The following is a 25,144-nucleotide window of genomic DNA, read 5'->3' as shown; positions in this document are numbered from 1 at the left end:
AAAATGCTCTATTGGCTTACGGCACTTTCGGACGGCGGCGACTTTTTCAACCTGTTCCGCTATATCACTTTCCGTGCAGGTGGGGCGTTCATGACAGCGCTGCTGTTTGGCTTTATCTTCGGCCCCCCGCTGATCAACGTGCTGCGGCGCAAGCAGGGCAAGGGTCAGCCGATCCGTGATGATGGCCCCGAAGGGCATTTTGTGAAGGCAGGCACGCCAACGATGGGTGGTTTGCTGATCGTGGGTGCGCTAACATTCTCGACACTGCTTTGGGCGCGGCTGGATAATCCCTTTGTCTGGATGGTACTTTTCGTCACGCTGTCTTTCGCAGCCATCGGTTTTGCGGACGACTATGCAAAGGTGTCCAAGCAGAACACCTCGGGCGTGTCAGGCAAGGTGCGGATTTTATTGGGAATTCTGATCGCAGGCATCGCGGGATATTGGGCGGCTGCCTATCATCCCGATGATCTGACCAACCAGCTGGCACTGCCGATCTTCAAGGATACTCTGATCAATCTGGGCATCCTGTTTATTCCCTTCGCGATTGTGGTGATTGTCGGGGCGGCCAATGCGGTGAACCTCACCGACGGTCTTGATGGTCTTGCTATCATGCCGGTGATGATCGCTGCAGGCACATTTGGCGTGATTGCCTATGCTGTGGGGCGGACCGATTTTACCGAATATCTGGACGTGCATTATGTGCCGCAAACCGGCGAAATCCTGATCTTTACCATGGGCCTGATCGGGGGCGGTCTGGGCTTTTTGTGGTACAATGCGCCACCGGCAGCGGTCTTTATGGGCGATACAGGCTCGCTTGCCTTGGGCGGTGCGCTTGGTGCGATTGCCGTGGCCACAAAGCACGAAATCGTGCTCGCGATCGTAGGCGGGCTTTTTGTGGTCGAGGCGCTCTCGGTCATCATTCAGGTGCTCTATTTCAAGCGCACCGGGAAGCGCGTGTTCCTGATGGCTCCGATCCACCATCACTATGAGAAGAAAGGCTGGGCCGAACCGCAGATCGTGATCCGGTTCTGGATCATCTCGCTGATCCTCGCGATGATCGGCCTTGCGACGCTGAAGGTGCGGTAATGATACCGGTTCAGGGATATGCGGGCCAGACTGTGGCTGTTCTGGGTCTGGGGCGGTCCGGGCGCGCGACCGCCGCGGCATTGCAGGAAGGCGGCGCGCATCCGGTTGTCTGGGATGACAGCGCAGTAGCTCGCGATGCGGCTGAGCAAGCTGGTTTTGATCTGCGTGACCTGACCAAGCCACGTGCGTTTGAAGGCGTGTCTTTGCTGGTTGTCAGCCCCGGTATTCCGCATCTTTACCCCACGCCAAACCCGGTGATCGCGGCGGCATGGGACGCAGAAGTGCCGGTGGATAACGATATCGGTTTGTTCTTTCGGTCCTTTGCGACCGCAGAATGGGAAGACTTCGACACGATGCCGCGCGTGATTGCCGTGACGGGGTCGAACGGGAAATCAACGACTTCGGCATTGATCCATCATATCTTGGTCGAGAACGGCCGTCCTGCGCAACTCGCAGGCAATATCGGACGCGGCGTTCTGGATATTGAACCTGCCCATGATGGCGAAGTGGTGGTGCTGGAACTCTCCTCATACCAGACCGATCTCGCGCGCAGCCTGACGCCGGATGTGGCGGTGTTCACGAACCTCAGCCCCGATCATCTGGACCGCCATGCCGGACCGGGCGGCTATTTCGCCGCCAAACGCCGCCTTTTTGCAGAAGGCGGGCCGGATCGTGCGATCATCGGTGTGGATGAGGTCGAAGGGCGCTACATGGCCAATCAACTGAGCGAAGGGCCGGGGGATGACCGCGTGATCCGGATTTCCTCGGGCCAGAAGCTGACAGGTGAGGGGTGGAACGTTTTTGCGCGGAAGGGGTTTTTGGCCGAGCACCGCAAAGGGCGGCAGATCGGGTCGATTGATTTGCGCGCGATTGCCGGATTGCCGGGCGCGCATAACCATCAAAATGCCTGTGCGGCCTATGCGGCGTGCCGGACTTTGGGGTTGGGGCCCAAGGGGATCGAAGCTGCGATGCAAAGCTATCCCGGATTGCCGCATCGCAGTCAGGTGGTTGCGGTGAAGGATGGCGTCACCTTTGTAAATGACAGCAAAGCGACGAACGTGGACAGTGCAGCCAAGGCGCTGGCAGCTTTCCCGAAGATCCGCTGGATTTGCGGTGGTTTACAGAAAGAGGGCGGGCTTGACGGTCTACTGCCGTATCTGGACCACGTCAGCAAAGCCTATGTCATCGGGCGCGAGGCCGAGAGTTTTGCCCGCCAGCTGACTGGTGCGGATGTGGAGGTTTGCGGCACGATGGCCACGGCGGTGGCGCAGGCAGCGGCTGATGCAGAGGCCGGAGAAGTCGTACTCTTGGCGCCTGCGGCGGCATCGTTTGATCAGTACGACAGTTTTGAGCGGCGCGGCGAGGATTTCATCCGCTGTGTGACAGAAGCGGTGGGGTAAGGTGGATTGAAATCCACCTTACTGGTTGGCAATGGCTTGCCCTGCCGCCCACCCCGAGGACCATGCCCACTGGAAATTATAGCCGCCCAGCCAGCCGGTGACATCCACGCATTCACCTATAAAATAAAGTCCCGGCACTGATTTTGCGGCCATGGTTTTGGAAGACAGCGCGCCGGTATCAACGCCGCCCAAGGTCACTTCTGCCGTGCGGTAGCCCTCTGATCCGGCAGGCGTCAGGGTCCAGTCGGCCAGTCTCTCGCAAAGTGCCGTCAGCTTTGCATCACTTTGATCGGCGATATTTCCTTCAAGCGGCAACTCTGCCTTGAGGTGATCCACAAGTCGGGCAGGCAGGTGTTGCGCCAGTACAGTGGTCAGCGCTTTGCGCCCGTCGCTTTGGCGATGGCTTTGCAGACCTGCCAGAAGATCGCCTTTGGGGATCAGGTTCACGCTGATCGTCTCGCCCTCGTGCCAATATGATGAGGCTTGCAATACCGCAGGCCCAGAAAGGCCGCGGTGGGTGAAGAGGATCGCTTCGTCAAAGCTGGCGTCATTGGCCGATACGCGCGCATGGGTTGCGACACCTGCAAGCGGTTTAAATCTTTCATCCGAGAAGGTCAGCGGCACCAGCCCCGGACGCGGGTCGATCACGGGCAGGCCGAACTGTGTCGCGATCTGGTAGCCCAGCCCCGTCGCACCCATTTTCGGGATGGATTTGCCGCCACACGCCACGACCAGATTGCGTGCGGTTACCGTTTGATCGCTTCCCTCACGGGTCAGGGTCGCGCGAAAGCCACTGCCGTCGTGGCTGATCTCGCTCACAGCGGTTTGCAGCCAAAGCTGCGCACCCGCCTTGTCCATTTCGGCGCGCAGCATTGCGATAATGTCTTTGGCACTGTTGTCGCAGAAAAGCTGCCCAAGCGTTTTTTCATGCCATGCGATCCGGTACTGATCGACCAGCGCAATGAAATCCCACTGCGTATAGCGCCCGAGGGCAGATTTGCAGAAGTGTCTGTTCTGACTGATGAAGTTCTGCGGGCTGGCGTAGAGGTTTGTGAAATTGCACCGTCCGCCGCCCGAGATCCGGATCTTTTCACCGGCCGCTTTGGCATGATCGACAACGAGCACGCCGGGCCCTGCGTGGGCCGCGCACATCATGCCTGCGGCACCTGCGCCGATGATCAGAGTTTCTACCTTCATAGCGGCCCATATGGCGCAAGCGCCGCGGGAGATCAAATTCAGAAAATTTGATCATGCCTCCGGCGAAAGTTTGATCGGACATGGAAAGTGGCAGGGGGCGGTTTTTCAGTGGAATCGTGGTCAATTGACGGTTAAGGTACCAGCAGACCCGGCAAACGGGCGATATAGGCAAGTGAGCGGTGATCCATGACGGAAATGGTCTATGGGACGGTCCCGGTGCAGTCCGGCGACCCGGTTCTGCCCCGATGGTGGCGGACAATTGATAAATGGACAATGTCCTGCATCCTGATCCTTTTCGGGATCGGGTTGTTACTGGGCCTGGCCTCGTCGCCGCCTCTGGCTGCCCGAAACGGGCTGGAGCCGTTTCACTACGTCACCCGACAGGCGATTTTTGGCGGTATGGCAATGATCGTGATGTTTGTCGTCTCGATGATGTCGCCGACACTGGTGCGGCGTCTGGCGGTCTTGGGGTTCCTGTGCGCCTTTGTGGCTTTGGCCTTTTTGCCGGTCTTCGGTACCGATTTCGGCAAGGGGGCAACCCGCTGGTATTCACTGGGCTTTGCCTCGGTGCAGCCGTCCGAGTTTCTCAAACCCGGTTTTGTGGTGATGGCGGCGTGGCTTTTGGCGGCGTCCCAGCAATTGGGCGGACCGCCAGGCAAGGCTTATTCCTTTGTGCTGACGATCATGATCGTTCTGATGCTGGCGCTGCAGCCGGATTTCGGGCAAGCCGCACTGATCCTCTTTGCCTGGGGTGTGATGTATTTCGTGGCCGGTGCGCCAATGCTATTGCTGATTGTTCTGGCTGGTCTCGTCGTCTTTGGCGGAACCATCGCCTATAGTTATTCCGAGCACTTTGCCCGCCGTATCGACGGCTTTCTATCGCCTGACCTCGACCCAAATACGCAGTTGGGTTATGCGACAAATGCGATCCGTGAGGGCGGATTTTTCGGCGTCGGTGTCGGCGAGGGGCAAGTGAAATGGTCGCTGCCTGACGCGCATACCGATTTCATTATTGCGGTCGCTGCTGAAGAATACGGGCTGATCTGCGTTTTGGTGATTATTGCGCTTTACGCCGTGATTGTGGTGCGCTCTCTGCTGCGGCTGATGAAGGAGCGCGATGTCTTTATCCGTCTTGCGGGCACGGGGCTGGTTTGCATCTTCGGGGTGCAGGCGATGATCAACATGGGCGTTGCTGTGCGCTTGTTGCCTGCCAAGGGCATGACCCTGCCTTTCGTGTCCTATGGCGGCTCCTCGCTGATCGCGGGCGGAATTGCTGTCGGGATGCTTTTGGCGTTCACGCGCAGCCGGCCGCAAGGCGAAATGGCCGATATCCTGATGCGCAGGGCAAACCGCTGATGGCGCCGCTGCTGATCATTGCCGCTGGTGGCACGGGCGGGCATATGTTTCCGGCACAGGCCCTGGCCGAGGCAATGCTCGAGAAGGGCTGGCGTGTGCATCTTTCGACGGATGCGCGCGGGGCGCGGTACACGGGTGGTTTCCCTGATGCGGTCAAGGTCAATGTCGTCGGCAGTGCGACCTTTGCACGGGGGGGCATCGTGCAAAAGCTGGTGGTGCCGTTCCGGATTATAGCAGGCATTGCTGCTGCCAAGTGGCGGATGTTGCGTGATCGACCCGCGGTTGTTGTGGGCTTTGGCGGTTACCCTGCGATCCCGGCCATGACTGCCGCATGGGTGCTGCGTGTCCCGCGCATGATCCACGAACAAAATGGCGTGCTTGGGCGCGTGAACCAGCTTTTTGCCAAGCGGGTGAACCAGATCGCCTGTGGCACATGGCCTACTGAGTTGCCGGGTGCGGTGGAGGGTGTGCATACCGGAAATCCTGTGCGGGCGGCGATTTTGGAACATGCCGGTTCGCCCTATATTCCGCCGGGTGATTACCCCATGTCGATCCTCGTCATGGGGGGGTCGCAGGGTGCGCGGATCATGTCAGATATCGTGCCTCCCGCAATCGCAGCCTTGCCGGAACACATCCGCCGTAATATCCGGGTCAGCCATCAGGCACGCCCTGAGGATCTTGACCGCGTCTCTGCCTATTACGAGGCCGAGTTGATTTCGGCGCAGGTCCAGACCTTTTTTGATGACGTGCCGCGCCGGATGGCGGATGCACAACTGGTGATTTCCCGTTCGGGGGCTTCAACCGTTGCGGATGTCAGCATCATTGGCCGCCCCGCGATCTGGGTGCCCTATGCCGGTGCAATCCGTGATGAGCAGACCGCAAATGCGCGCCAGCTTGTCGAGGCGGGGGCGGCGGTGCTGATGCCTGAGGCGGAATTCGAGGTGGCGGCTTTGACGGCCAAGCTGACCGAGCTGCTGTCCGATGAGAAGGGCATGCTGCAAATGGCCCAAAAAGCACTGGCCTGTGGTGTGCCGGACGCCACGACGCGGCTTGTACAATTGGTTGAAAATCTGGCAGAGGCGGGAAAGAAATAATGGATGGGAACCCTGTGATGAGCGCTGCAACCAAACTGCCACTTGATGTGGGCCCGATCCATTTTGTGGGCATTGGCGGGATCGGGATGTCCGGCATTGCCGAGGTCTTGCTGAACCACGGCTATACGGTTCAGGGGTCTGATCTGAAGGCATCGAAGATTACGGACCGCCTGAAGTCACTGGGTGCGATCATCTTTGAAGGTCAGCGTGCGGATAATCTTGAAGGCGCGGAGGTGGTTGTCATTTCCTCTGCCATCAAACCGGGTAATCCTGAACTGGATGCGGCCCGCGCCAAAGGGCTGCCTGTTGTGCGCCGCGCGGAAATGCTTGCCGAATTGATGCGCCTGAAATCCAACGTCGCGGTTGCTGGAACCCACGGAAAAACGACGACGACCACGATGGTTGCGGCACTTTTGGATGAAGGCGGGATTGATCCGACAGTCATCAATGGCGGCATTATCCATGCCTATGGCTCGAATGCACGTATGGGGCAGGGCGAGTGGATGGTGGTTGAGGCTGATGAGAGCGACGGGACATTCAACCGTTTGCCCGCGACCATCGCGATTGTGACCAATATCGATCCTGAACATATGGAGCATTGGGGAACGGAAGAGGCGTTGCACAAGGGCTTCTACGACTTCGTGTCGAATATACCGTTCTACGGGCTCGCTGTCTGTTGCACGGACGATTCTGATGTGCAGTCTTTGGTGGGCAAAATTACCGACCGCCGTGTGGTCACCTATGGCTTCAATGCCCAGGCCGATATCCGCGCCATCAACCTCACTTATGCAGCAGGTGTCGCGCATTTTGATATCGCGCTTCAGGCCGAAGGCGCGCTGATTGAGGATTGCGAACTGCCGATGCCGGGGGACCATAATGTGTCGAACGCGTTGTCGGCTGTCGCAGTCGCCCGTCACCTTGGCATGAAGAAAGAGGAAATTCGCGCGGCGCTGAAAGGTTTCAAGGGCGTGAACCGCCGCTTTACCAAAGTTGGCGAAGTGAACGGCGTCACAATCGTTGATGACTACGGCCACCACCCTGTTGAAATCGCCGCCGTTTTGAAAGCGGCGCGTCAGGCAACCGACGGGCGCGTGATTGCTGTGCACCAACCCCACCGTTTTACCCGCCTGTCGCATCACTTTGATGAGTTCTGTGCCTGCTTCAACGACGCAGATGTGGTGGGGATCGCCGAGGTCTTTTCGGCAGGCGAAGCCCCGATTGAAGGTGCGAGCCACCGTGATCTTGTCGCCGGTCTGATCCGCCATGGTCACCGTCACGCGCGCGTGGTGGAAAGCGAAGACGATCTGGAACGACTTGTCCGCGAACAGGCCGGTCCGGGTGATATGGTCGTCTGCCTCGGGGCAGGGACGATCAGCACTTGGGCGAACGCATTGCCGGCCCGCCTGAACGCGTGAAAGACCCGGTCATTCTGATCGGGCTTTGGGTCGTGCTGGCCTTTGCCTTGTCGGCATTCCCTTCAAACGACAGTCATTGGCGGCGGGCCTATGTGCTGCTGGCAATCGGAGCGCCGCTTCTGGTTTGGATTACAATCCAGCACGGGATTTTCATGGGGTTGCTGGGTTTGGCAGTTGGCGGCCTCGTTCTGCGCTGGCCGGTCTACTATCTGTGGCGCTGGATCAAGAACAACATCGCGAGGTCATAGATGGCGGATCTTTGGATATTCCTTGGCATGCTGCTCTGCGCGATGATCCCTTTCGCCGCGTTGACAAGGTTCATGCGGGCGGGGCGGTCCGGCCTGTCACTCAGTATTGCGTCGGCCATCGGTGCCGTGCTGGTCATCGCGATTTATGCGAGCGGCCGTCCCTTTGGCGTTGATCCTGTACTTGCCATGACTGTTGCGATGCTCGCCTGTGTGCCTGCGCTTCTGGGCGCTTTGGCCGGGGCACTTCTGGGATGGTTGCTGCGTCGTCGGGATGACCGTCTGCTATAATGGGCGGCTGCACTATCGCTTAAATTCCATAAGCGCTGAAAATAACTATTGAACATCGTTCATCATTCGCGTAAATATTGAACATTGTTCACGTAAGGGTAGAATCATGGGTAGCGAAGAAATTGCATTGATCGGGATCGGGTGTGGCAGCTTTCTTATTCCGCTGGGTCTGACCCTTGTGGCAGGTTTGCGCAGAAGCAAGATGGCACTCGCCGTGATGACCTTCTTCTGGGCGGGATTTACCGTGCTCATGTTTTATCAGCTAAGCATCACCGGAGGATGGGATGCGCTTCTTTACGTTCTTCTGCTGCTCTTTTTCAGTGCACCGGCGGCAGTGGGCGGACTGATTGGCGGCCTTGTTGGATGGAGCCGAGCGGATCAGGCTCAGCCAATAGAAGCAACACCTGCCGTATTGGCCAGCGGTGTTGATGAAAAAGGATCATCGGCATGACCTTTGGTGATTTCATGGCTTACGGGATCCCATTTTCCATCTTTCTTGCCACAGGCTTTGGCAACTACTGGTTGGCCAAGCGCCACCTAACCACTGGCATCAAGATCTACTGGATTGTCTGGGTACTTTTCACGGTTGGCATGCTTTCTGGCATGGCCGCACTAGGAAGTTGGGACGGACTGCTTTATGTCGCACTCCTGATGGGCATCAGCGCACCTTCGGGGCTTGGCGGCGTGGTTGGTGCCTTGGTCGGAAGGGCAAAGCAAGAGAGAGCAGAGGATGATCAGACTCCCTGAAGTGCGGGGCACATTGACGGCCAATCGCCCGCTGGCCGATTTGACGTGGATGCGCGTGGGCGGCCCTGCCGAGGTGCTGTTTCAGCCTGCCGATATGCAGGATCTGTCCGATTTTCTGGCGGCTCTTGATCCTGCGGTTCCGGTGCTCCCGATGGGCGTCGGCAGCAACCTGATCGTCCGCGATGGCGGGATCAGTGGTGTGGTGATCCGCATGGGGCGTGGCTTTAACGGGATCGAGGTCAGTGACGATGCAGTTATCGCAGGGGCGGCGGCGCTTGATGCGCATGTGGCGCGCAAGGCTGCCGATGCCGGTTTTGATCTGACGTTCCTGCGCACGATCCCCGGCACAATCGGCGGGGCGGTGCGCATGAATGCCGGTTGCTATGGCAGCTATATGGCGGATGTGCTGCGCGCGGTCACCCTGGTGCTGCGTGACGGGACAATCACCGAACTGTCGGTTGATGCGCTGCAACTTGCCTATCGCCAAAGCGACCTGCCTGCGGGGGCAGTGATCGTCTCGGCCACGCTTGCACCGCCCAAAGCCGCGCCTGCGGACCTGCATCTGCGGATGACAGAGCAACTGGCCAAACGCGACGAGACCCAACCGACTAAGGACCGTACAGCGGGGTCTACGTTCCGCAATCCAGCCGGTTTTTCCTCAACAGGGCAGGCTGATGACGTACATGATCTGAAGGCCTGGAAAGTCATTGATAACGCGGGCATGCGCGGCGCGCAGCTGGGCGGGGCAGTGATGAATACAAAGCATTCCAACTTTCTGACGAACGCAGGTGATGCGACCGCCGCTGACCTTGAGGATTTAGGCGAGTTGGTGCGGAAAAAGGTTTACGATTCCCAAGGGATCAAGCTAGAATGGGAAATTATGCGGGTCGGTGATCGTCTGGACGCAGACACCGCAAAATAATTGGCCAAAAGGCCGTGATCCGAGGCAAGGATCAAATCAATATGACAGGTCGCAAAAGGCCTGCGTTTAAGGCGGTAGGGTATGTCGAGCAGGACAAACCCGAGAGTTGTTGTTCTGATGGGTGGCCCATCGGCTGAACGCGAAGTGTCGCTCAGCTCGGGCCGTGAATGTGCAGCAGCTTTGCGGGAAGCAGAATGTGACGTGATCGAGGTCGATGCCGGCCCCGACGTCGCTGCGCGTTTGATCGAGATTGCACCCGATGTTGTCTTTAATGCGCTCCATGGGCGCTGGGGCGAGGACGGCGCGATACAGGGCGTTCTGGAATGGCTGAAAATTCCATACACACATTCGGGTATTCTGGCCTCTGCACTGACATTGGATAAGCAGCGCACGAAGGACGTATACCGCAAGGTAGGTTTGCCGGTCGTTGAGAGTATCTTAGCCTCCGCCGATGCCGTGCGCGCGGCCCATGTCATGCCGCCGCCCTATGTTGTGAAGCCCTATAACGAGGGGTCGAGCGTCGGCATCTACATCGTGGATGAAGCCGCAAACGGCCCGCCGCAACTGTCCGATGATATGCCAGAGAAGGTCATGGTCGAAGCCTTTGCGCCGGGCCGTGAATTGACCACGACAGTGATGGGCGACCGTGCGCTGACGGTCACCGATATCATCACCGACGGCTGGTATGACTATCACGCCAAATATGCGCCCGGCGGATCACGGCACGAATTGCCGGCCAAAGTGCCGGCCGAGATTTTTGATGCCTGCATGGAATACGCCCTGCGTGCGCATCAGGCCTTGGGCTGCCGCGGTGTCAGCCGGACCGATTTTCGCTGGGATGAGAGCCGCGGGCTTGACGGGCTGATCCTGCTGGAAACAAACACCCAGCCGGGGATGACGCCCACGTCTCTCACGCCAGAGCAGGCCGCCCATGTGGGTATTTCCTTCCCTGAACTGTGCCGCTGGATGGTGGAGGACGCATCATGCGATCGCTGATCCGCCGCACCTCTCCCGATGCGCTGCCGCGTGATCCCGCACCCTCACGGATGGGGTACCGTTATCAGCGGATGATGCTGACACCGGGGTTTCGCGGGACCGTGCGGATCGGGGTGCCGATCCTGTTGATCCTGATCATTGCGGGCTCTTGGTATTCCAAGCCCGAAAACCGCGCAGCGCTTGCTGCGACGATCGAAGAAACAAAACAGAGCTTTCAGGAACGCCCGCAATTCATGGTGCAAAGCATGAATGTCGTGGGCGGCGATTTGGCAGTGCTGACAGAAGTGGCCGCGCTGCTGCCTTCTGAATTCCCCGTGTCGTCCTTTGATCTCGACCTCGAAAAAATCCGTGCAGATATCGAAGCACTGGACCCGATCAAGTCCGCCTCGGTCCGCGTGGGGCAGGGCGGTGCTCTGGATGTGCAGTTGAACCCGCGTGTGCCTGTGGCGCTTTGGCGGGATGGCACAGTGCTGCGCTTGATTGATGCCGATGGCGTGCAGTCCGGCGAAATCATGGCACGGGCCGACCGTCTTGATTTGCCCCTGATCGCAGGGGACGGGGCCGAAGACAACATTGCCGAGGCGCTGCGCCTCTTTGCGGCAGCTGGCCCCTTGATTGACCGCGTGCGCGGCCTTGTCCGTATGGGCGAGCGGCGCTGGGACATGGTACTGGACCGCGAGCAGCGGATCCTTCTGCCCAGCGAGAACCCCGTTGCTGCCCTTGATCGGGTGATCGTGCTGAATGACGCGCAGGATATGTTGAGCCGCGATGTCGCCGTCGTGGATATGCGCAATACAAAAAGACCCACACTCCGGATGAACGAAGAAGCCGCAGAGGCGCTGCGCCGGGGAAATACAACAATAAGCACAAATGAGGCAGGTAACTAAATGGGCGATCTCTACGACAGCCAGCGGGCAATGCGGCAAATGCGTAAGGCGGCGATGCAGCGGGGCGTCGTGGCCATTCTGGATGTGGGCACTTCCAAAATCGCCTGTCTGGTGCTGCGCTTCGACGGGCCCGAGCAGTTTCGCAGCAGTGATGGTGTCGGGTCACTTGCGGGCCAATCGCAGTTTCGCGTGATCGGTGCCGCGACCACACGGTCGCGCGGTGTGCGCTTTGGCGAAATTGATGCGATGCAGGAAACCGAGCGCGCCATCCGCACTGCGGTACAGGCCGCTCAGAAAATGGCGAATGTACGGGTGGATCACGTCATCGCCTGTTTGTCGGGCGCGCGTCCGCGGTCTTATGGGTTGGACGGTACGCTTGACGTCAGCGGCGGCATGGTGACCGAACAGGACATCAGTCAGGTCATGGCGTCTTGTGATGTGCCCGATTATGGCGCGGACCGCGAAGTCTTGCACGCGCAGCCGGTGAATTTTGCGCTGGATCACCGGTCAGGTCTGGCTGACCCGCGTGGTCAGGTTGGCAATCAGCTCAAGACCGATATGCACATGCTGACGGTCGATGCGACCGCGATCCATAACCTCTTTTACTGCATCAAGCGCTGTGATCTCGAACTCGCGGGGCTTGCCTCTTCGGCTTATGTCTCGGGCATGTCGTCTTTGGTCGAGGACGAGCAGGAACTGGGTGCGGCTTGTATTGATCTGGGCGGTGGGTCGACCGGTATCTCGGTCTTTATGAAGAAGCATATGATCTTTGCCGATAGCGTTCGGATGGGTGGGGAGCACGTGACCTCTGATATCTCGATGGGTCTGCAAATCCCTGCGGCAACGGCTGAACGGATCAAGACATTTTATGGTGGCGTTGTGGCGACCGGCATGGATGACCGTGAAATGATCGAGATCGGTGGTGACACCGGCGATTGGGAACATGACCGCCGCACAGTGAGCCGTGCCGAACTGATCGGCATTATGCGCCCCCGTGTCGAAGAAATTCTGGAAGAGGTGCGCGAGCGTCTGGACGCGGCGGGCTTTGAACACCTGCCGGGCCAGCAGATCGTATTGACTGGTGGCGGCAGCCAGATTCCGGGGCTTGACGGATTGGCCAGCAAAATTCTGGGCCAACAGGTCCGTTTGGGGCGTCCGTTGCGCGTACAGGGGTTGCCGCAAGCTGCCATTGGCCCTGCGTTTTCCAGTGCTGTCGGCCTGACGCTTTTTGCGGCCAACCCGCAAGATGAATGGTGGGATTTCGAGATTCCCGCAGAGAATTATCCCGCGAGATCGCTCAAAAGAGCGGTCAAATGGTTTAAGGACAACTGGTAATGCGCAAGATATTGCCCATTGGCCGAAATCCGGCAGTAAAGCGAAGGTTTTTGTCCAGATTTGGTGGCAATTTTGTGTTTTTGTCGTGACCTTTCGGCATCACTTGGTTATCATGAGTCTCAATAAGCAGTAACGGCCCGCGGGCACGGGCAATTTAAAACAGGCGGATCGCGTTATGACATTGAACCTCTCCCTTCCGGGACATGAAGAACTGAAGCCACGGATTACTGTGTTTGGTGTTGGTGGCGCGGGTGGTAACGCCGTGAACAACATGATCGAGCAAGAGCTTGATGGCACTGAGTTCGTTGTCGCGAATACGGACGCGCAAGCGCTGCAGCAGTCGCGTGCCGCGGCGAAAATCCAGATGGGCCTGAAAGTTACCGAAGGTTTGGGTGCTGGCGCGCGTGCATCTGTTGGTGCGGCCGCTGCAGAAGAGAGCATCGAGCAGATCGTTGACCACCTTGCCGGCGCACATATGTGTTTCATCACTGCAGGCATGGGTGGCGGCACCGGTACCGGTGCGGCCCCGATCATCGCGCAGGCTGCGCGTGAACTGGGTGTTCTGACTGTCGGCGTTGTGACCAAGCCCTTCCAGTTCGAAGGCGCAAAGCGCATGAAGCAGGCTGAAGAAGGCGTTGAAGCCCTTCAGAAAGTTGTCGACACGCTGATCATCATTCCGAACCAGAACCTGTTCCGTCTGGCCAATGAAAATACGACATTCACCGAAGCCTTCGCGCTGGCCGATGATGTCCTGTACCAGGGCGTCAAGGGCGTAACTGATCTGATGGTGCGTCCCGGCCTGATCAACCTCGACTTTGCGGACGTGCGCGCCGTGATGGACGAGATGGGCAAGGCGATGATGGGCACAGGCGAAGCCGAGGGCGAGAACCGTGCCATTCAGGCCGCCGAAAAGGCCATCGCGAACCCGCTTCTGGACGAGATTTCGCTGGAAGGTGCAAAGGGCGTGCTGATCAACATCACAGGTGGCTATGATCTGACACTCTTTGAACTCGACGAAGCCGCCAACAAGATCCGCGAAAAGGTTGATGGCGACGCAAACATTATCGTCGGTTCGACACTTGATCCAAGCATGGAAGGCCGGATGCGCGTGTCTGTTGTTGCAACAGGGATTGACGCGCTGGCCAAGACGACAGTGACACCTGTGCCGCGTCGCTCCATGGCGGCACCGCTCGCACCTGTTGCAGAAGTTGCCGCACACGTCGAAGAGACCTTGCACGAGGCACCGGCTGCGGCTGCTGCCGAACCTGTCGCGCAAGAGCGGACGCTTTTCGAGGAATTCGAAGCACCTGCGCCGGTGCAGCAACCTGCTTCCGCAGCCTATCAGCCGGCACCACAGCCGCAGGCCGTGGCGGATGATCTGCCACCACCGGCATACACCCCGCGCCAAGAGCCGGAAATGACAGAAGCCGACAACTTTGTTGCACCACGTGCGGCAGCGGCCCCGGGCACACCATCACCAGAGGCGCTCGCGCGGCTGCAGGCGGCTGTGAACCGCGTTCCAAATAATGCTGGCGCGGCACCTCAACAGCGCGCATCCGCACCGGCCGCTACGGCAACGGAAGCAGACAAACCGCGGTTCGGGATCAACTCTCTGATCAACCGTATGACAGGCGCGCAGGCTGAAACAGCAGCGCGTCAGCCGGCACGGGCGCAGCCGCAGGTGACCGCAATCCGTGAAGAGCCAGAGCACAACGAAGAGCAAGATAAGATCGAAATTCCTGCATTCTTGCGCCGTCAGGCAAACTGATCTCTGCACATATGTTGCTTTGACGTGACGTCGAAGTTGATAGGAAGGCCGCCATTGTGCGGCCTTTTTTCATTTGTTTCGAATGGCTTGTGCGATCAAAAGTGAATCTGCGAGCGTTTGTAACACAAGTGTTTCAGTCCGTCGCAAAGAGTGAGTTGAGTGATCTGATGTCGCAGCCTAATTGAGGGTAGCGTATAAAATGCTGCAAGGGCGAAATAGGCGTGCAAACGACACTGAAATCCGACGTTGTTTTTGAGGGCACCGGTTTGCACTCTGGCGAAGCTGTGCGTGTCGTTCTCAAACCCGCAGCGGCAAATACGGGTGTCGTCTTTCGGCGCACCGATGTTGCAGGGCAACCGAAACTGCCAGCCGATTTTCGCAATGTGATTGTATCGCCGCTGAATACCCGTCTCAGCAATGACACCGGTGTTATCGTTTCGACCATCGAGCACCTGATGGCAGCATTGGCTGGCTGTGGTGTGCATAACGTCCTGATCGACATTGACGGCCCTGAAGTGCCAATTCTTGATGGCAGCGCGGCCAGCTTTGTACGCGGGATCGTGGCGGCGGGTCTGGTGCGCTTGTCCGCACCGCTGAAAGCGATTGAAATCCTGCGCGATGTCGAAGTGGTCGAGGGCGAAGCACGCGCAAAGCTGTCGCCCTCCACGACGCTGCAGATTGATTTTGAAATTGCCTTTGCCGATGCCGCGATTGGCCGTCAGCAGAAGATGTTGAATATGGCCAATGGTGCCTTTGTACGTGAACTCTGTGACAGCCGGACGTTCTGCCGCTCCGCTGATGTTGATGCAATGCGCGCAAATGGTCTTGCCTTGGGTGGTACCTATGAGAATGCGGTCGTTGTTGATGGCGATAAGGTTCTGACACCCGGTGGTTTGCGCCACGCAGATGAGGCCGTGCGTCACAAAATGCTTGATGCCTTGGGCGATCTTTACACTGCTGGTGCACCGATCCTCGGGCGCTACACCGGTTCGCGCGCGGGCCATGCAATGACGAACAAACTTTTGCATGCCTTGTTCGATCAACCTGACGCGTGGCGTTTCGTGACCTGTGACGTACAGATCGCTGCCCGTTTGCCAGGTGTTGGCGTTAGTCTGGCCGATCTGGACGCAGTCGCCTAAATTCCGTCTCCCACTGACAGTTGATCACCCGTGCTGTCAAAAGGCATTTTGCACCCGATTTTTCTATGTTAGACCAAGGCGGAACGACGCGGGGCTACTCCGCAGGTCAAGCAGCCATTGTGTGAGTGAGGACGCGAAAATGTCAGTCAGGAAGGGCACCGCCAGCCGTTGGGTGTTTCGTGTTGGCGCCGTCGTCAGCTTGGCCGTTTTGGTGGCCTGTAGTGGCGAAGGAAGCGGTGAACCGCTTGATAGTCTCAGCGCGCAGGCCATTTTTGAACGCGGTGAGCGGCAGATCGAGAACGGCAATCCCGATGATGCAGCCTTTACCTTTGGCGAAATTGAGCGGCTTTACCCCTATTCGGAATTCGCAGAGCGTGCGCTGATCATGCAGGCCTTTGCCTATCACCGCGATGAGGACTACCCCAACAGCCGCGCGTCTGCGCAGCGTTACCTTGATTTCTATCCTGCCGAAGAAGACGCCGCCTATGCGGCCTACCTCTTAGCACTTTCCTACTACGACCAGATTGATGAGATCGGTCGCGATCAGGGTCTGACCTTTCAGGCCTTGCAGGCCCTGCGCCGCGTGATCGAACAGTATCCAGACAGTGAATATGCGCGCACATCCGTGCTCAAGTTTGATCTCGCCTTTGACCATCTTGCCGCCAAAGAGATGGAGATCGGGCGCTTCTACCTCAAGCGCGGTCACTATGTTGCAGCCGCCAACCGGTTCCGCACGGTGGTTGAGGATTTCCAGACCACAACCCACACGCCCGAGGCGCTGCACCGTCTGGTGGAAAGCTACCTGTCTTTGGGTCTTGTGGAAGAGGCGCAAACCGCAGGCGCGATTCTGGGCTATAACTACCAATCAAGTGAATGGTACGAATCCAGTTTTGCTTTGCTGACTGGCAGGGGTCTGGCCGCCGAGGCTGCGGGCGACAACTGGCTGGCTTCGATTTACCGGCAGGTGTTGCTCGGTGAGTGGTTGTAAACATCGCGGGGCAATCCCCGTCCCTTGGACTTTGACATGCTCCGCGGATTAGACATCAGGGACATGCTGATCATTGACCGTCTGGAACTTGCGTTTCAGCCGGGGTTGAACGTGCTGACTGGTGAAACCGGTGCGGGCAAATCCATCTTGCTTGATGCTTTGGGCTTTGTGTTGGGCTGGCGCGGCCGTGCCGAACTGGTCAGGCAGGGGGCAGAACAGGGCGAGGTGACGGCCTGGTTCGATCTGCCCGCGGGTCATGCGGCCCATGCCGTGCTGGAACTGGCGGGGATTGCGGCAGACGACGAGTTGATCCTGCGCCGGATCAACACGCGTGACGGGCGCAAAACGGCATGGGTCAATGACCGCCGTGTGAGTGGCGAGGTGCTGCGCAACCTTTCCGAAACGCTGGTTGAATTGCACGGACAGCACGATGACCGCGGTTTGCTGAACCCGCGTGGTCACCGCCAGATGCTGGACAGCTACGCGGACCTTGGCGCGGTTCTGGACACGACGCGGGATAGCTGGCGCGCGCTTTCTGTCGCACTGCGCAAGCTTGAAGCCACAGAAGCAAAGATTGCCGAGGCGCGCGCGGAAGAGGATTTTCTGCGCCACGCCGTCGCAGAACTGGATGCTTTGGCCCCAGAAGCCGGCGAGGAAGCCACGCTTGATACACAGCGCCGGCTGATGCAAGCCGCTGAAAAAATCCGCACCGATATTGCAAAGGCGGCCGAGGCGCTGGGACTGCAAGGTGCCGAAGGCTTGGTTGGTGATGCGTCGCGCTGGTTGCAAGGAGTGGCAGGCGATGCCGAGGGGCGGCTGGATGCGCCGCTCGAGGCGCTTGAGCGCGTGATGATCGGGCTGGATGAGGCGCAGCGGCAGGTGTCGGATTGTCTGGACGCCTTGTCTTTCAACACATCTGAATTGGAAGAGGTGGAGGAGCGCCTTTTTGCCATCCGTGGTCTTGCACGCAAACATGGCGTTCTGCCTGATGACCTGAGCGACTTTGCAGATGAATTGCGCGGCCGGTTGGCGGTCTTGGATGATGGCGCGCGCGATCTGGCGACGCAGAAGGCGGCAGTGAAGGCGGCAAAGGCCGCTTATGATGATGCAGCCCAAACCTTGCGAAAACGTCGCGAGACAGCTGCCGCGCAGCTCGATGCTGCAATGGCCAAGGAACTGGCCCCGCTGAAGATGGAACGCGCGGTTTTTGCCACGCTGATCTCGGAAGCAGACCAACCGGGACCGGAAGGGATCGACACAGTGGCCTTCACGGTGGCCACCAACCCGGGTGCACCCGCAGGCCCCTTGAACAAAATCGCCTCAGGCGGCGAGCTGAGCCGCTTCCTTTTGGCCTTGAAAGTCTGCCTCACGCAGGACGCAGGCGGGCTGACGATGATCTTTGACGAAATCGATCGCGGTGTGGGTGGTGCGACCGCTGATGCCGTCGGGCGACGGTTGGCAGAACTGGCGGCGGACGGGCAGGTGCTGGTGGTGACACACTCGCCCCAGGTGGCGGCGCTTGGTGGGCATCACTGGCGCGTCGAGAAACAACAGACCGCTGATATGACCCGCTCGACTGTTGTGCCCTTGGATGCAGATGCGCGGGTGGATGAAATTGCCAGAATGTTGTCAGGGGACAAGGTGACAGAGGCGGCTAAGGACGCTGCACGCGCGCTGATTAACACCTGAAATCGAAGTGGGCGCCGCAATCAAGCGACGCCCTGAACATTCACCGGTTACCATTCCCACTCGTACTTGCATGTCTCGGCCACTCACCTCCTCGACATACATTGTTCATTTTCCGAGAGCCTTGATCGGCCCTCAAATACCAACAAGTGCTTTGCAATATTTCTGAGCAAGCACTCTGCTACTCACCACAGTCCGAGGCCGAAACACGCCTCTTGACGTAAAGGTAACAGACTGGCACGCCCGAGCAACCTGTACCAAAGTATATCAATATTGCTGACCTAACTATCGAAGGTTGCAATTTTTGCCTGATGTCGGGGGGGCCAATTTTTCTGATACATTGTCAATAATGCATTAAAACAACTTAATATTGATACTTGGCTGCTTCGCCGTGAACTTTTCATGCCGTATTTCAGTACGTCATTGAAAATGATATTTTAGACGGCTTATTCATCCACAGGTAGATTTTGTGCGGCATGTCGGTGCAATCCAAACCGTTGCAGGTTTTTCGCAAGATAGCGTTTATCGCCGCAACCTTGCAGTACCAAATCCGGCAATCAGCGCGAATCGCGCCTGAATTTCCGCTTGGAAGCCCTTGGCGCATGACTTAGACCTGCAGGGGCGGTCATGAAGCAGGGGCCGCAAGTTGCATGTCCGCCAAAGCCACCGGCAAGAGAGCAAACTTGATGGGGAAGTCAGCCAGAGCGTTGCTAGAGCAAGGGATTGCTGGTGTGGCGACGGCTTGCAAAGATGCCGCAGTGGTCATGAAGACCCACGGTCCCAACCAAATACAGTTCTGGTTCATCGCATTGGCGATCGGGATCGCAGCTGGGTTTGCCGCCGTGTTGTTCCGGCTCGGGATTTATGCAATTCAAACAACCGCCTACGGGACCGATGATGTTCTGACGCTGCATTCGTTTGCCGCTGGGCTGGCATGGTATCAAGTGTTGCTCATTCCCATCTGCGGTGGCCTGATCGTTGGCCTGATCCTTGACCGTTTTACGGACGATGGTCGCGTCCGCTCGGTGGCTGATGTGATCGAGGGTGCCGCCTTGTCGGAAGGCCGCGTCGAAGTGCGGCGGGGCCTTGCTTCTGCGGCGGCTTCGATGATTACCCTATCAACGGGCGGCTCGTCTGGCCGGGAAGGGCCGGTCGTCCACCTTGCAGCGGTTATTTCAACAGCCGTGTGTCGCTGGATCAACGCCAACGGCATCACCGGCCGTGATCTCTTGGGCTGCGCCGTCGCGGCCGCCGTTTCCGCCAGCTTTAACGCGCCCATTGCAGGGGCGCTCTTTGCGCTGGAAGTTGTCTTGCGGCACTTTGCTGTGCATGCTTTTGCTCCCATTGTTATCGCCTCTGCCGCAGGGACCGTCATCAACCGTTTGACCTTCGGGGATGTGACGGAATTCACGCTCTCGGGCCAGAACGCGCTGGCGTTTTATGTCGAACTGCCTGCCTTTCTCATTCTTGGGCTGGTTTGCGGGTTTGTTGCGGTGGCATTGATCAAGGCGATCTTCTGGGCCGAAGATCTTGGCACTTACCTGCAAAGGGAAACCGGCATTCCCCGCTACTTGCGGCCCGCGATTGCGGGTGCACTTCTGGGCGGGCTTGCCATCTGGTGGCCACACATCATTGGCGTGGGTTACGAGACGACCTCTTTGGCGCTGACGGGCGAGTTGTTGTGGCATGAAGCAATCGTCTTTGCTGTGCTCAAGGTTGTTGCCGTGGCGATCACCATGGGCGGACGAATGGGGGGCGGGGTGTTTTCGCCGTCGCTCATGGTGGGCGCGCTGACCGGCCTTGCATTCGGTATTATCGCAACGGCGATCTTTCCAAACGTGTCGGGCAGCGGCACGCTCTATGCGCTCGCCGGTATGGGGGCCGTTGCCGCAGCTGTCCTTGGTGCGCCAATATCGACGACGCTGATCGTGTTCGAATTGACAGGTGACTGGCAGACAGGTCTGGCTGTCATGGTCGCTGTCTCGCTCTCTTCGGCGCTTTCGTCGCGTTTGATTGACCGGTCGTTCTTTCTGACCCAGTTGGAACGGCGCAACGTACATCTGGCGGCAGGGCCACAGGCCTATTTGCTTGCGACCTTCAAGGTCTCCTCGATCATGCGTGAGATGGACGCCAAGAATGCGGCAGAAGAGGACGCGTGCTGGGATATGATCCGCGACGGCGTCTATATTGACGGGAACGCCACGCTGGAACAGGCCATGCCCATGTTTGACGGCGGGGGGCACCGCTTTATCCCTGTGGTCACGCTGGGTGGCGAAGATGCCCCACCAGAGCTTTGGGGGGCTTTGTTCCATGTTGATGCTCTGCGCGCGATGAACCGTGCCTTGTCAGAGACAGCCGCCGAGGAACACTCCTAGACCTGTTCGACCGCTACTTTGTCGGTATAGAAGGCCAGATGCTCTTTGATCTGGGCAACAGCGTCTTTGGGGTTTTCGTACGACCACGCCGCATTGGCGATCGGCCCGCTTTTCGCTTCAATCGTAAAGAAGCTGGCCTCACCCTTGTAGGGACAGGTCGAGCTCAGATCCGTGCGCTCAAGAAATGCCATCGCAAGATCAGCGCGGGGGAAGTAGATCACCGGCGGGTAATCCCCCTCGACAAGTTCAAGCGCATTTGTGCTTTCGCCAATCACAGCACCCGCTGCGCGCACGACCCAAGTCCCCGTTGCAGGACGAATTTTGATATGATCAGCCATGGTCGCTTCCTTTTCATTAGACGACCTGCCACGGGAACACCCAAGCAGGTTCAGTATGCCTAGCAGTTACGCTATCTCAGAGTGGCGCGCAGGCTTTTGCCAGCCAATCCCGGGTTTGTGTATCCAGTCGCGGCGCCAGAAGCGCAAATGTATCGCTATGATAACGATCAATCCAGTCCCGTTCTGCATTTGTCAGTAGGTCGGCGTCAATCAGACGCCTGTCGAACGGAACATAGGTCAGCGTTTCAAAAGACAACATCGCGCGTGCGTCAGCACCGGCCAGGGCAGGGGCATCAACCGTAACGATCAGGTTTTCAATGCGAATCCCAAACGCGCCTTCACGGTAATAACCCGGTTCATTGGACAGGATCATACCCGCCTTGAGTGCCACTTCGGACCGCCGCGATATGCCCTGCGGGCCTTCATGTACGCTCAGATAACTGCCAACACCGTGGCCGGTGCCGTGGTCATAATCCATGCCCGCCATCCACAACGGCGCGCGCGCCAGCGCATCAAGATGCTGCCCGCCGACCCCTTGGGGAAAACGGATCCAGCTGATTGCGATCATGCCCTGCAGAACACGGGTATAGCAGGCCCGTTGTTCTTCCGTTGGCGTGCCAATCGCGATTGTGCGCGTGATATCGGTTGTGCCGTCGATATACTGCCCGCCACTGTCTACCAGCAAAAGCTCACCCTTTTGGACAGGGCGGTTTGTCTTGTCGCTGACGCGGTAATGGACAATCGCCCCGTTCGGGCCGGACCCGCAGATCGTCTCGAAACTAATGTCGCGTAGCGCATTGGTCTGCGTGCGAAACCCTTCCAGCGCTTTGACCACATCAATCTCGGTGAGACCACCTTTCGGCGCCTCTGTATCGAGCCACGACAGAAACTGCACCATCGCCACCGCGTCACGCGCGTGCGCCGCCTTTGAACCGGCAATTTCGGTCGGGTTCTTGCAGGCCTTTGGCAGGATGCAAGGGTCTTGGCCCTGCACGACGTCACAGCCCGCCTCTTTGAGGGTGGACGCCACGATGTCGGGGCAGGTCCGGCTATCGATCAGGACCTTACCCTGAAGGTTGGCCAGTGCCGGTAAAAAATCACCAAAGTCATGCACAGTCACATCCAGACCCAGATGCTCTGCAATGCCGGCGGTTTTGCCGGCACCGGCAAAAAGATCAACGCGGCCGCTCTGGTGAAGGATCGCAAAGGCCTGTGGCACGGGATTGCGTGCAATATCCGTGCCGCGGATGTTCAAGAGCCAGGCGATGCTGTCGGGCAATGTCAGCACCGCCGCAGTCTCTTTCAGTGCAGCCGAGAGACGCGCGCGCTTTGCGCCATGGGCCTCGCCCGCATGTTCCAGCGCATGGGCTGTGAAAGGGGCTGATGGCGCGGCAGGTTGATCCGCCCAGATCGCATCGACCAGATTGTCGGTTGCCACCAGTTCAAAACCGGAAAGCTTTTCCCGCAACCCCGCAATCTCGGAGACCGTGTGCAACCATGGATCATAGGCCAGTTTGCCACCCTCCGGCCTTTGCGCGGGCAACCAGTCTGCCAGTTGCGTCTCGGGCCAATGGACAGGGGTGAAATCATCCGCGACCTGCGCACGGACCTGCACGCGGTAACGACCGTCAATAAACACACCCGCCACGTCAGAGAGCACAGCACAAAAACCTGCCGATCCGGAAAAGCCTGTCAGCCATTCCAGACGCGCATCACGCGGGGCGACATATTCGCCCTGATGGGCATCGGCACGAGGGACGAGAAAGACATCAACGCCGCGTTGTGCCATCAAGGCGCGCAGAGATGCCAGCCGTGGTGGGCCTTGTTCAGGTGAAGATGACGCTTCAAAGCTTTGAAACATTTCAAAAATCCCACTCTTCTTTATGTTGGTCGTGCGTGCTGGATGCCTGAGGCGGTCCAATCACACCCTAGCTGGCCCGGCGCATCCCCAACACACGGGCGCGTTTGCGCGGATCGCTGTCAAAGAGGCTCGCGAGCTGCTCGGTCATCGCGCCAGCAAGCTGTTCGACATCGGTGATTGTCACCGCGCGTTCGTAATATCGGGTGACATCATGCCCGATCCCCACTGCAACAAGCTCGACCGCCTTGCGTTTCTCGACCATCGCGATGACGTCGCGCAGATGTTTTTCAAGATAATTGGCAGGGTTCACAGACAGGGTTGAATCGTCAACCGGCGCGCCATCGGAAATCACCATCAGGATTTTTCGCTGCTCTTGGCGACCGACGAGACGACGGTATGCCCATTCCAGCGCCTCACCGTCGATATTCTCTTTCAGAAGGCCCTCTTTCATCATCAGCCCAAGGTTGGGCCGTGTCCGGCGCCAAGGCGCGTCAGCCGACTTATACACGATATGGCGCAGGTCGTTCAGACGGCCCGGGGTGGCCACGCGCCCGTCGCCCAGCCATTTTTCACGGCTCTGGCCGCCTTTCCACGCTTTGGTGGTAAAGCCGAGGATCTCGACCTTCACGTCGCAGCGTTCCAAGGTGCGTGCCATCACATCGGCGCAGATCGCAGCGATCGAGATCGGACGCCCGCGCATGGAGCCGGAGTTATCCAGCAAAAGGGTTACGACGGTATCGCGGAAATCGGTGTCTTTTTCGACCTTGAAGGACAGCGGTGTCGTTGGTGAGGCCACGACACGCGCAAGGCGGCCTGCGTCAAGAATGCCCTCTTCGCGATCGAATTCCCATGACCGGTTCTGCTGGGCCTGCAGGCGGCGTTGCAGCTTATTGGCCAAACGTGACACGGCACCTTTCAGCGGCTCAAGCTGCTGGTCAAGATAGGCGCGCAGGCGTTCCAGCTCGACCGGTTCGGCCAAGTCCTCGGCAGCGATTTCCTCGTCAAACTCGGTGGTGAACACGCGGTAATCAGGATCGGCATCGGACACAGGCTGCGGGGCAGGCGGTTCCAGCGGGGCCTCGCCCTCGGGCATCTCGGCCTCTTCGCCCATTTCGGCGTCGGCCTGATCATCCATGCTGACCTGCGCCTGGCTCGCGTCCTGACTGTCCTCCTGGCTCTGCTCGGGCGTGCCTTCGGCCTCTTCGCCTTCGCTGTCATCCTCGCCGGTGCTATCGGGTTCGTCCTGATCGTCGCTGCCTTCCTCGGCCTCATCTTCCTGATCATCATCAAGGTTGTCGGGATCATCGCCCAACTGATCGCCATAGCCCATATCGCTGATCAGCTGGCGTGCGAATTTCGCAAATGCCTGCTGGTCATTCAGGGTGTCTTTCAGGTCTTCCAAGGTGTCGCCGCAGTGATCCTCGATAAAGCCCCGCCAGAGCTCCATGACGTTCTGCGCACCTTTGGGCAGGTCACGTCCCGTGGCAAGGTGGCGGATCAGATAGCCCGCAGCAACCGCCAGAGGCGCGTCGGATGCTTGGGTGATCTGGTCATAGCCCTTGCGCATCGCCTCATTGCCGATCTTGGCGTCAATGTTGCCTGCGGTACCCGGCATATGCTGCGCACCAACGGCTTCGATGCGGGCTGTCTCCATCGCCTCATAGAGGTCTTGCGCCATCTGGCCCTGCGGCATGTAGCGTGCCGAAACCTTGGGGTCGTGGAATTTGTGCCGCAATGCATAGGCATCGGCTGTGCCGCGCGCCAAAAGCACCTCGTCCCGTGTCATGCGGCGCGAGACCTGCGGCAGACGGATTGTGTCTGCTGTCTGGCCTGCAGGATCAACCGAATAGGTGACGGCCAAATCAGGATCGTCCGCCATGACTTTCGTCGCTTCGGCGAGCGCTTTCTTGAACGGGTCAGCGGGATTGTCAGATGGCTTTTGCATAGCACCGATAAAGCACCGGATGCGCGCAGGAGCAAGAGGGACAGCACATCTATCCTATTTTTGCACAGGTGCT

The 25,144-nt window shown here is 58.6% G+C and carries 22 protein-coding genes; 18 read left to right on the top strand and 4 right to left on the bottom strand.

The genetic code is table 11. From position 1 onward, the window contains the following. Window positions 1–3: 3 nt before the first annotated feature. Both mraY and murD read left to right on the top strand, forming a co-directional pair. Window positions 4–1,086: a phospho-N-acetylmuramoyl-pentapeptide-transferase gene (gene mraY / locus C7964_RS08885; RefSeq protein WP_110279285.1), complete on the top strand. Its 1,083-nt coding sequence runs from the start codon at window positions 4–6 to the stop codon at window positions 1,084–1,086. Beyond that, window positions 1,086–2,486 (top strand): UDP-N-acetylmuramoyl-L-alanine--D-glutamate ligase, encoded by a 1,401-nt coding sequence (gene murD / locus C7964_RS08880; protein WP_110279284.1) that lies wholly within the window; start codon window positions 1,086–1,088, stop codon window positions 2,484–2,486. Before mraY ends, murD begins: the two co-directional genes overlap by 1 nt. Before the next feature lie 18 nt (window positions 2,487–2,504). Here murD and C7964_RS08875 read toward each other — a convergent pair whose 3' ends face one another. Then, window positions 2,505–3,683: a BaiN/RdsA family NAD(P)/FAD-dependent oxidoreductase gene (locus C7964_RS08875; RefSeq protein WP_110279283.1), complete on the bottom strand. Its 1,179-nt coding sequence runs from the start codon at window positions 3,681–3,683 to the stop codon at window positions 2,505–2,507. Between the two features lie 186 nt (window positions 3,684–3,869). On the opposite strand from C7964_RS08875, the gene ftsW reads away from it, so the two are divergent. From ftsW to C7964_RS08795, 16 genes are all read left to right on the top strand, one after another. Further along, the gene (ftsW, locus tag C7964_RS08870) at window positions 3,870–5,039 is read left to right on the top strand and encodes a putative lipid II flippase FtsW (protein ID WP_110279282.1); all 1,170 of its coding nucleotides are present in this window, start codon (window positions 3,870–3,872) and stop codon (window positions 5,037–5,039) included. Further along, complete coding sequence (locus tag C7964_RS08865) at window positions 5,036–6,133, top strand: UDP-N-acetylglucosamine--N-acetylmuramyl-(pentapeptide) pyrophosphoryl-undecaprenol N-acetylglucosamine transferase (protein WP_110279471.1); 1,098 nt, start codon at window positions 5,036–5,038, stop codon at window positions 6,131–6,133. Before ftsW ends, C7964_RS08865 begins: the two co-directional genes overlap by 4 nt. A gap of 17 nt (window positions 6,134–6,150) precedes the next feature. Beyond that, window positions 6,151–7,548 (top strand): UDP-N-acetylmuramate--L-alanine ligase, encoded by a 1,398-nt coding sequence (murC, locus tag C7964_RS08860; RefSeq protein WP_181417137.1) that lies wholly within the window; start codon window positions 6,151–6,153, stop codon window positions 7,546–7,548. After that, the gene (locus C7964_RS08855; RefSeq protein ID WP_286163853.1) at window positions 7,512–7,796 is read left to right on the top strand and encodes a DUF2484 family protein; all 285 of its coding nucleotides are present in this window, start codon (window positions 7,512–7,514) and stop codon (window positions 7,794–7,796) included. Before murC ends, C7964_RS08855 begins: the two co-directional genes overlap by 37 nt. Then, complete coding sequence (locus tag C7964_RS08850; protein ID WP_110279280.1) at window positions 7,797–8,084, top strand: UDP-N-acetylmuramate--alanine ligase; 288 nt, start codon at window positions 7,797–7,799, stop codon at window positions 8,082–8,084. A gap of 106 nt (window positions 8,085–8,190) precedes the next feature. Further along, window positions 8,191–8,535, top strand: a complete 345-nt coding sequence (locus C7964_RS08845; RefSeq protein WP_110279279.1) for a hypothetical protein — start codon at window positions 8,191–8,193, stop codon at window positions 8,533–8,535. Next, window positions 8,532–8,831 carry a hypothetical protein gene (locus C7964_RS08840; RefSeq protein WP_110279278.1) on the top strand — a complete coding sequence of 100 codons (300 nt, stop codon included), beginning with the start codon at window positions 8,532–8,534 and terminating at the stop codon, window positions 8,829–8,831. The genes C7964_RS08845 and C7964_RS08840 overlap by 4 nt, the downstream gene beginning before the upstream one ends. Further along, complete coding sequence (murB, locus tag C7964_RS08835) at window positions 8,815–9,753, top strand: UDP-N-acetylmuramate dehydrogenase (RefSeq protein WP_110279277.1); 939 nt, start codon at window positions 8,815–8,817, stop codon at window positions 9,751–9,753. Before C7964_RS08840 ends, murB begins: the two co-directional genes overlap by 17 nt. A gap of 117 nt (window positions 9,754–9,870) precedes the next feature. After that, window positions 9,871–10,749 (top strand): D-alanine--D-alanine ligase, encoded by an 879-nt coding sequence (locus tag C7964_RS08830; RefSeq protein ID WP_286163879.1) that lies wholly within the window; start codon window positions 9,871–9,873, stop codon window positions 10,747–10,749. Beyond that, on the top strand, window positions 10,737–11,636 hold the full coding sequence (locus C7964_RS08825; RefSeq protein WP_110279275.1) for a cell division protein FtsQ/DivIB: 900 nt from the start codon (window positions 10,737–10,739) through the stop codon (window positions 11,634–11,636). Before C7964_RS08830 ends, C7964_RS08825 begins: the two co-directional genes overlap by 13 nt. Further along, entirely contained in the window at window positions 11,637–12,971 is a 1,335-nt protein-coding gene (ftsA, locus tag C7964_RS08820) for a cell division protein FtsA (RefSeq protein WP_110279274.1), read from the top strand. Window positions 12,972–13,146: 175 nt separating this feature from the next. Beyond that, window positions 13,147–14,739: a cell division protein FtsZ gene (ftsZ, locus tag C7964_RS08815; RefSeq protein ID WP_110279273.1), complete on the top strand. Its 1,593-nt coding sequence runs from the start codon at window positions 13,147–13,149 to the stop codon at window positions 14,737–14,739. A 221-nt stretch (window positions 14,740–14,960) separates the two neighbouring features. After that, window positions 14,961–15,878: a UDP-3-O-acyl-N-acetylglucosamine deacetylase gene (gene lpxC, locus C7964_RS08810; protein WP_110279272.1), complete on the top strand. Its 918-nt coding sequence runs from the start codon at window positions 14,961–14,963 to the stop codon at window positions 15,876–15,878. Window positions 15,879–16,017: 139 nt separating this feature from the next. Further along, window positions 16,018–16,866 carry an outer membrane protein assembly factor BamD gene (locus C7964_RS08805; RefSeq protein WP_110279271.1) on the top strand — a complete coding sequence of 283 codons (849 nt, stop codon included), beginning with the start codon at window positions 16,018–16,020 and terminating at the stop codon, window positions 16,864–16,866. Between the two features lie 36 nt (window positions 16,867–16,902). After that, on the top strand, window positions 16,903–18,555 hold the full coding sequence (gene recN / locus C7964_RS08800) for a DNA repair protein RecN (RefSeq protein WP_110279270.1): 1,653 nt from the start codon (window positions 16,903–16,905) through the stop codon (window positions 18,553–18,555). A 761-nt stretch (window positions 18,556–19,316) separates the two neighbouring features. Then, a complete protein-coding gene (locus tag C7964_RS08795) occupies window positions 19,317–20,927 on the top strand; it encodes a chloride channel protein (protein WP_286163852.1) in 1,611 nt (536 codons plus the stop codon). Here C7964_RS08795 and C7964_RS08790 read toward each other — a convergent pair. The 3 genes from C7964_RS08790 to cobT form a co-directional block, all read right to left on the bottom strand. Then, window positions 20,924–21,265 carry a DUF427 domain-containing protein gene (locus C7964_RS08790; protein WP_110279268.1) on the bottom strand — a complete coding sequence of 114 codons (342 nt, stop codon included), beginning with the start codon at window positions 21,263–21,265 and terminating at the stop codon, window positions 20,924–20,926. The genes C7964_RS08795 and C7964_RS08790 overlap by 4 nt on opposite strands. A gap of 76 nt (window positions 21,266–21,341) precedes the next feature. Beyond that, window positions 21,342–23,126 (bottom strand): aminopeptidase P family protein, encoded by a 1,785-nt coding sequence (locus C7964_RS08785; RefSeq protein ID WP_110279267.1) that lies wholly within the window; start codon window positions 23,124–23,126, stop codon window positions 21,342–21,344. 67 nt (window positions 23,127–23,193) lie between these two features. Then, a complete protein-coding gene (cobT, locus tag C7964_RS08780) occupies window positions 23,194–25,071 on the bottom strand; it encodes a cobaltochelatase subunit CobT (protein WP_110279266.1) in 1,878 nt (625 codons plus the stop codon). Between the last annotated feature and the right edge of the window lie 73 nt (window positions 25,072–25,144).

The organism is Loktanella sp. PT4BL, from assembly GCF_003201935.1.
Lineage (GTDB): Bacteria > Pseudomonadota > Alphaproteobacteria > Rhodobacterales > Rhodobacteraceae > Yoonia.
Note: the sequence above shows the minus strand (reverse complement) of the source record. Positions and strands in the feature narration are given on the sequence as shown.

Excerpts from the sequence above, each read along its gene's own strand:
- mraY (WP_110279285.1), top strand. The coding sequence starts at position 4 with ATGCTCTATTGGCTTACGGCACTTTCGGACGGCGGCGACTTTTTCAAC.
- murD (WP_110279284.1), top strand. The coding sequence starts at position 1,086 with ATGATACCGGTTCAGGGATATGCGGGCCAGACTGTGGCTGTTCTGGGT.
- C7964_RS08875 (WP_110279283.1), bottom strand. The coding sequence starts at position 3,683 with ATGAAGGTAGAAACTCTGATCATCGGCGCAGGTGCCGCAGGCATGATG.
- ftsW (WP_110279282.1), top strand. The coding sequence starts at position 3,870 with ATGACGGAAATGGTCTATGGGACGGTCCCGGTGCAGTCCGGCGACCCG.
- murC (WP_181417137.1), top strand. The coding sequence starts at position 6,151 with ATGAGCGCTGCAACCAAACTGCCACTTGATGTGGGCCCGATCCATTTT.
- C7964_RS08850 (WP_110279280.1), top strand. The coding sequence starts at position 7,797 with ATGGCGGATCTTTGGATATTCCTTGGCATGCTGCTCTGCGCGATGATC.
- C7964_RS08845 (WP_110279279.1), top strand. The coding sequence starts at position 8,191 with ATGGGTAGCGAAGAAATTGCATTGATCGGGATCGGGTGTGGCAGCTTT.
- C7964_RS08840 (WP_110279278.1), top strand. The coding sequence starts at position 8,532 with ATGACCTTTGGTGATTTCATGGCTTACGGGATCCCATTTTCCATCTTT.
- murB (WP_110279277.1), top strand. The coding sequence starts at position 8,815 with ATGATCAGACTCCCTGAAGTGCGGGGCACATTGACGGCCAATCGCCCG.
- C7964_RS08830 (WP_286163879.1), top strand. The coding sequence starts at position 9,871 with ATGGGTGGCCCATCGGCTGAACGCGAAGTGTCGCTCAGCTCGGGCCGT.
- C7964_RS08825 (WP_110279275.1), top strand. The coding sequence starts at position 10,737 with ATGCGATCGCTGATCCGCCGCACCTCTCCCGATGCGCTGCCGCGTGAT.
- ftsA (WP_110279274.1), top strand. The coding sequence starts at position 11,637 with ATGGGCGATCTCTACGACAGCCAGCGGGCAATGCGGCAAATGCGTAAG.
- ftsZ (WP_110279273.1), top strand. The coding sequence starts at position 13,147 with ATGACATTGAACCTCTCCCTTCCGGGACATGAAGAACTGAAGCCACGG.
- C7964_RS08805 (WP_110279271.1), top strand. The coding sequence starts at position 16,018 with ATGTCAGTCAGGAAGGGCACCGCCAGCCGTTGGGTGTTTCGTGTTGGC.
- recN (WP_110279270.1), top strand. The coding sequence starts at position 16,903 with ATGCTCCGCGGATTAGACATCAGGGACATGCTGATCATTGACCGTCTG.
- C7964_RS08795 (WP_286163852.1), top strand. The coding sequence starts at position 19,317 with ATGAAGACCCACGGTCCCAACCAAATACAGTTCTGGTTCATCGCATTG.
- C7964_RS08790 (WP_110279268.1), bottom strand. The coding sequence starts at position 21,265 with ATGGCTGATCATATCAAAATTCGTCCTGCAACGGGGACTTGGGTCGTG.
- C7964_RS08785 (WP_110279267.1), bottom strand. The coding sequence starts at position 23,126 with ATGTTTCAAAGCTTTGAAGCGTCATCTTCACCTGAACAAGGCCCACCA.
- cobT (WP_110279266.1), bottom strand. The coding sequence starts at position 25,071 with ATGCAAAAGCCATCTGACAATCCCGCTGACCCGTTCAAGAAAGCGCTC.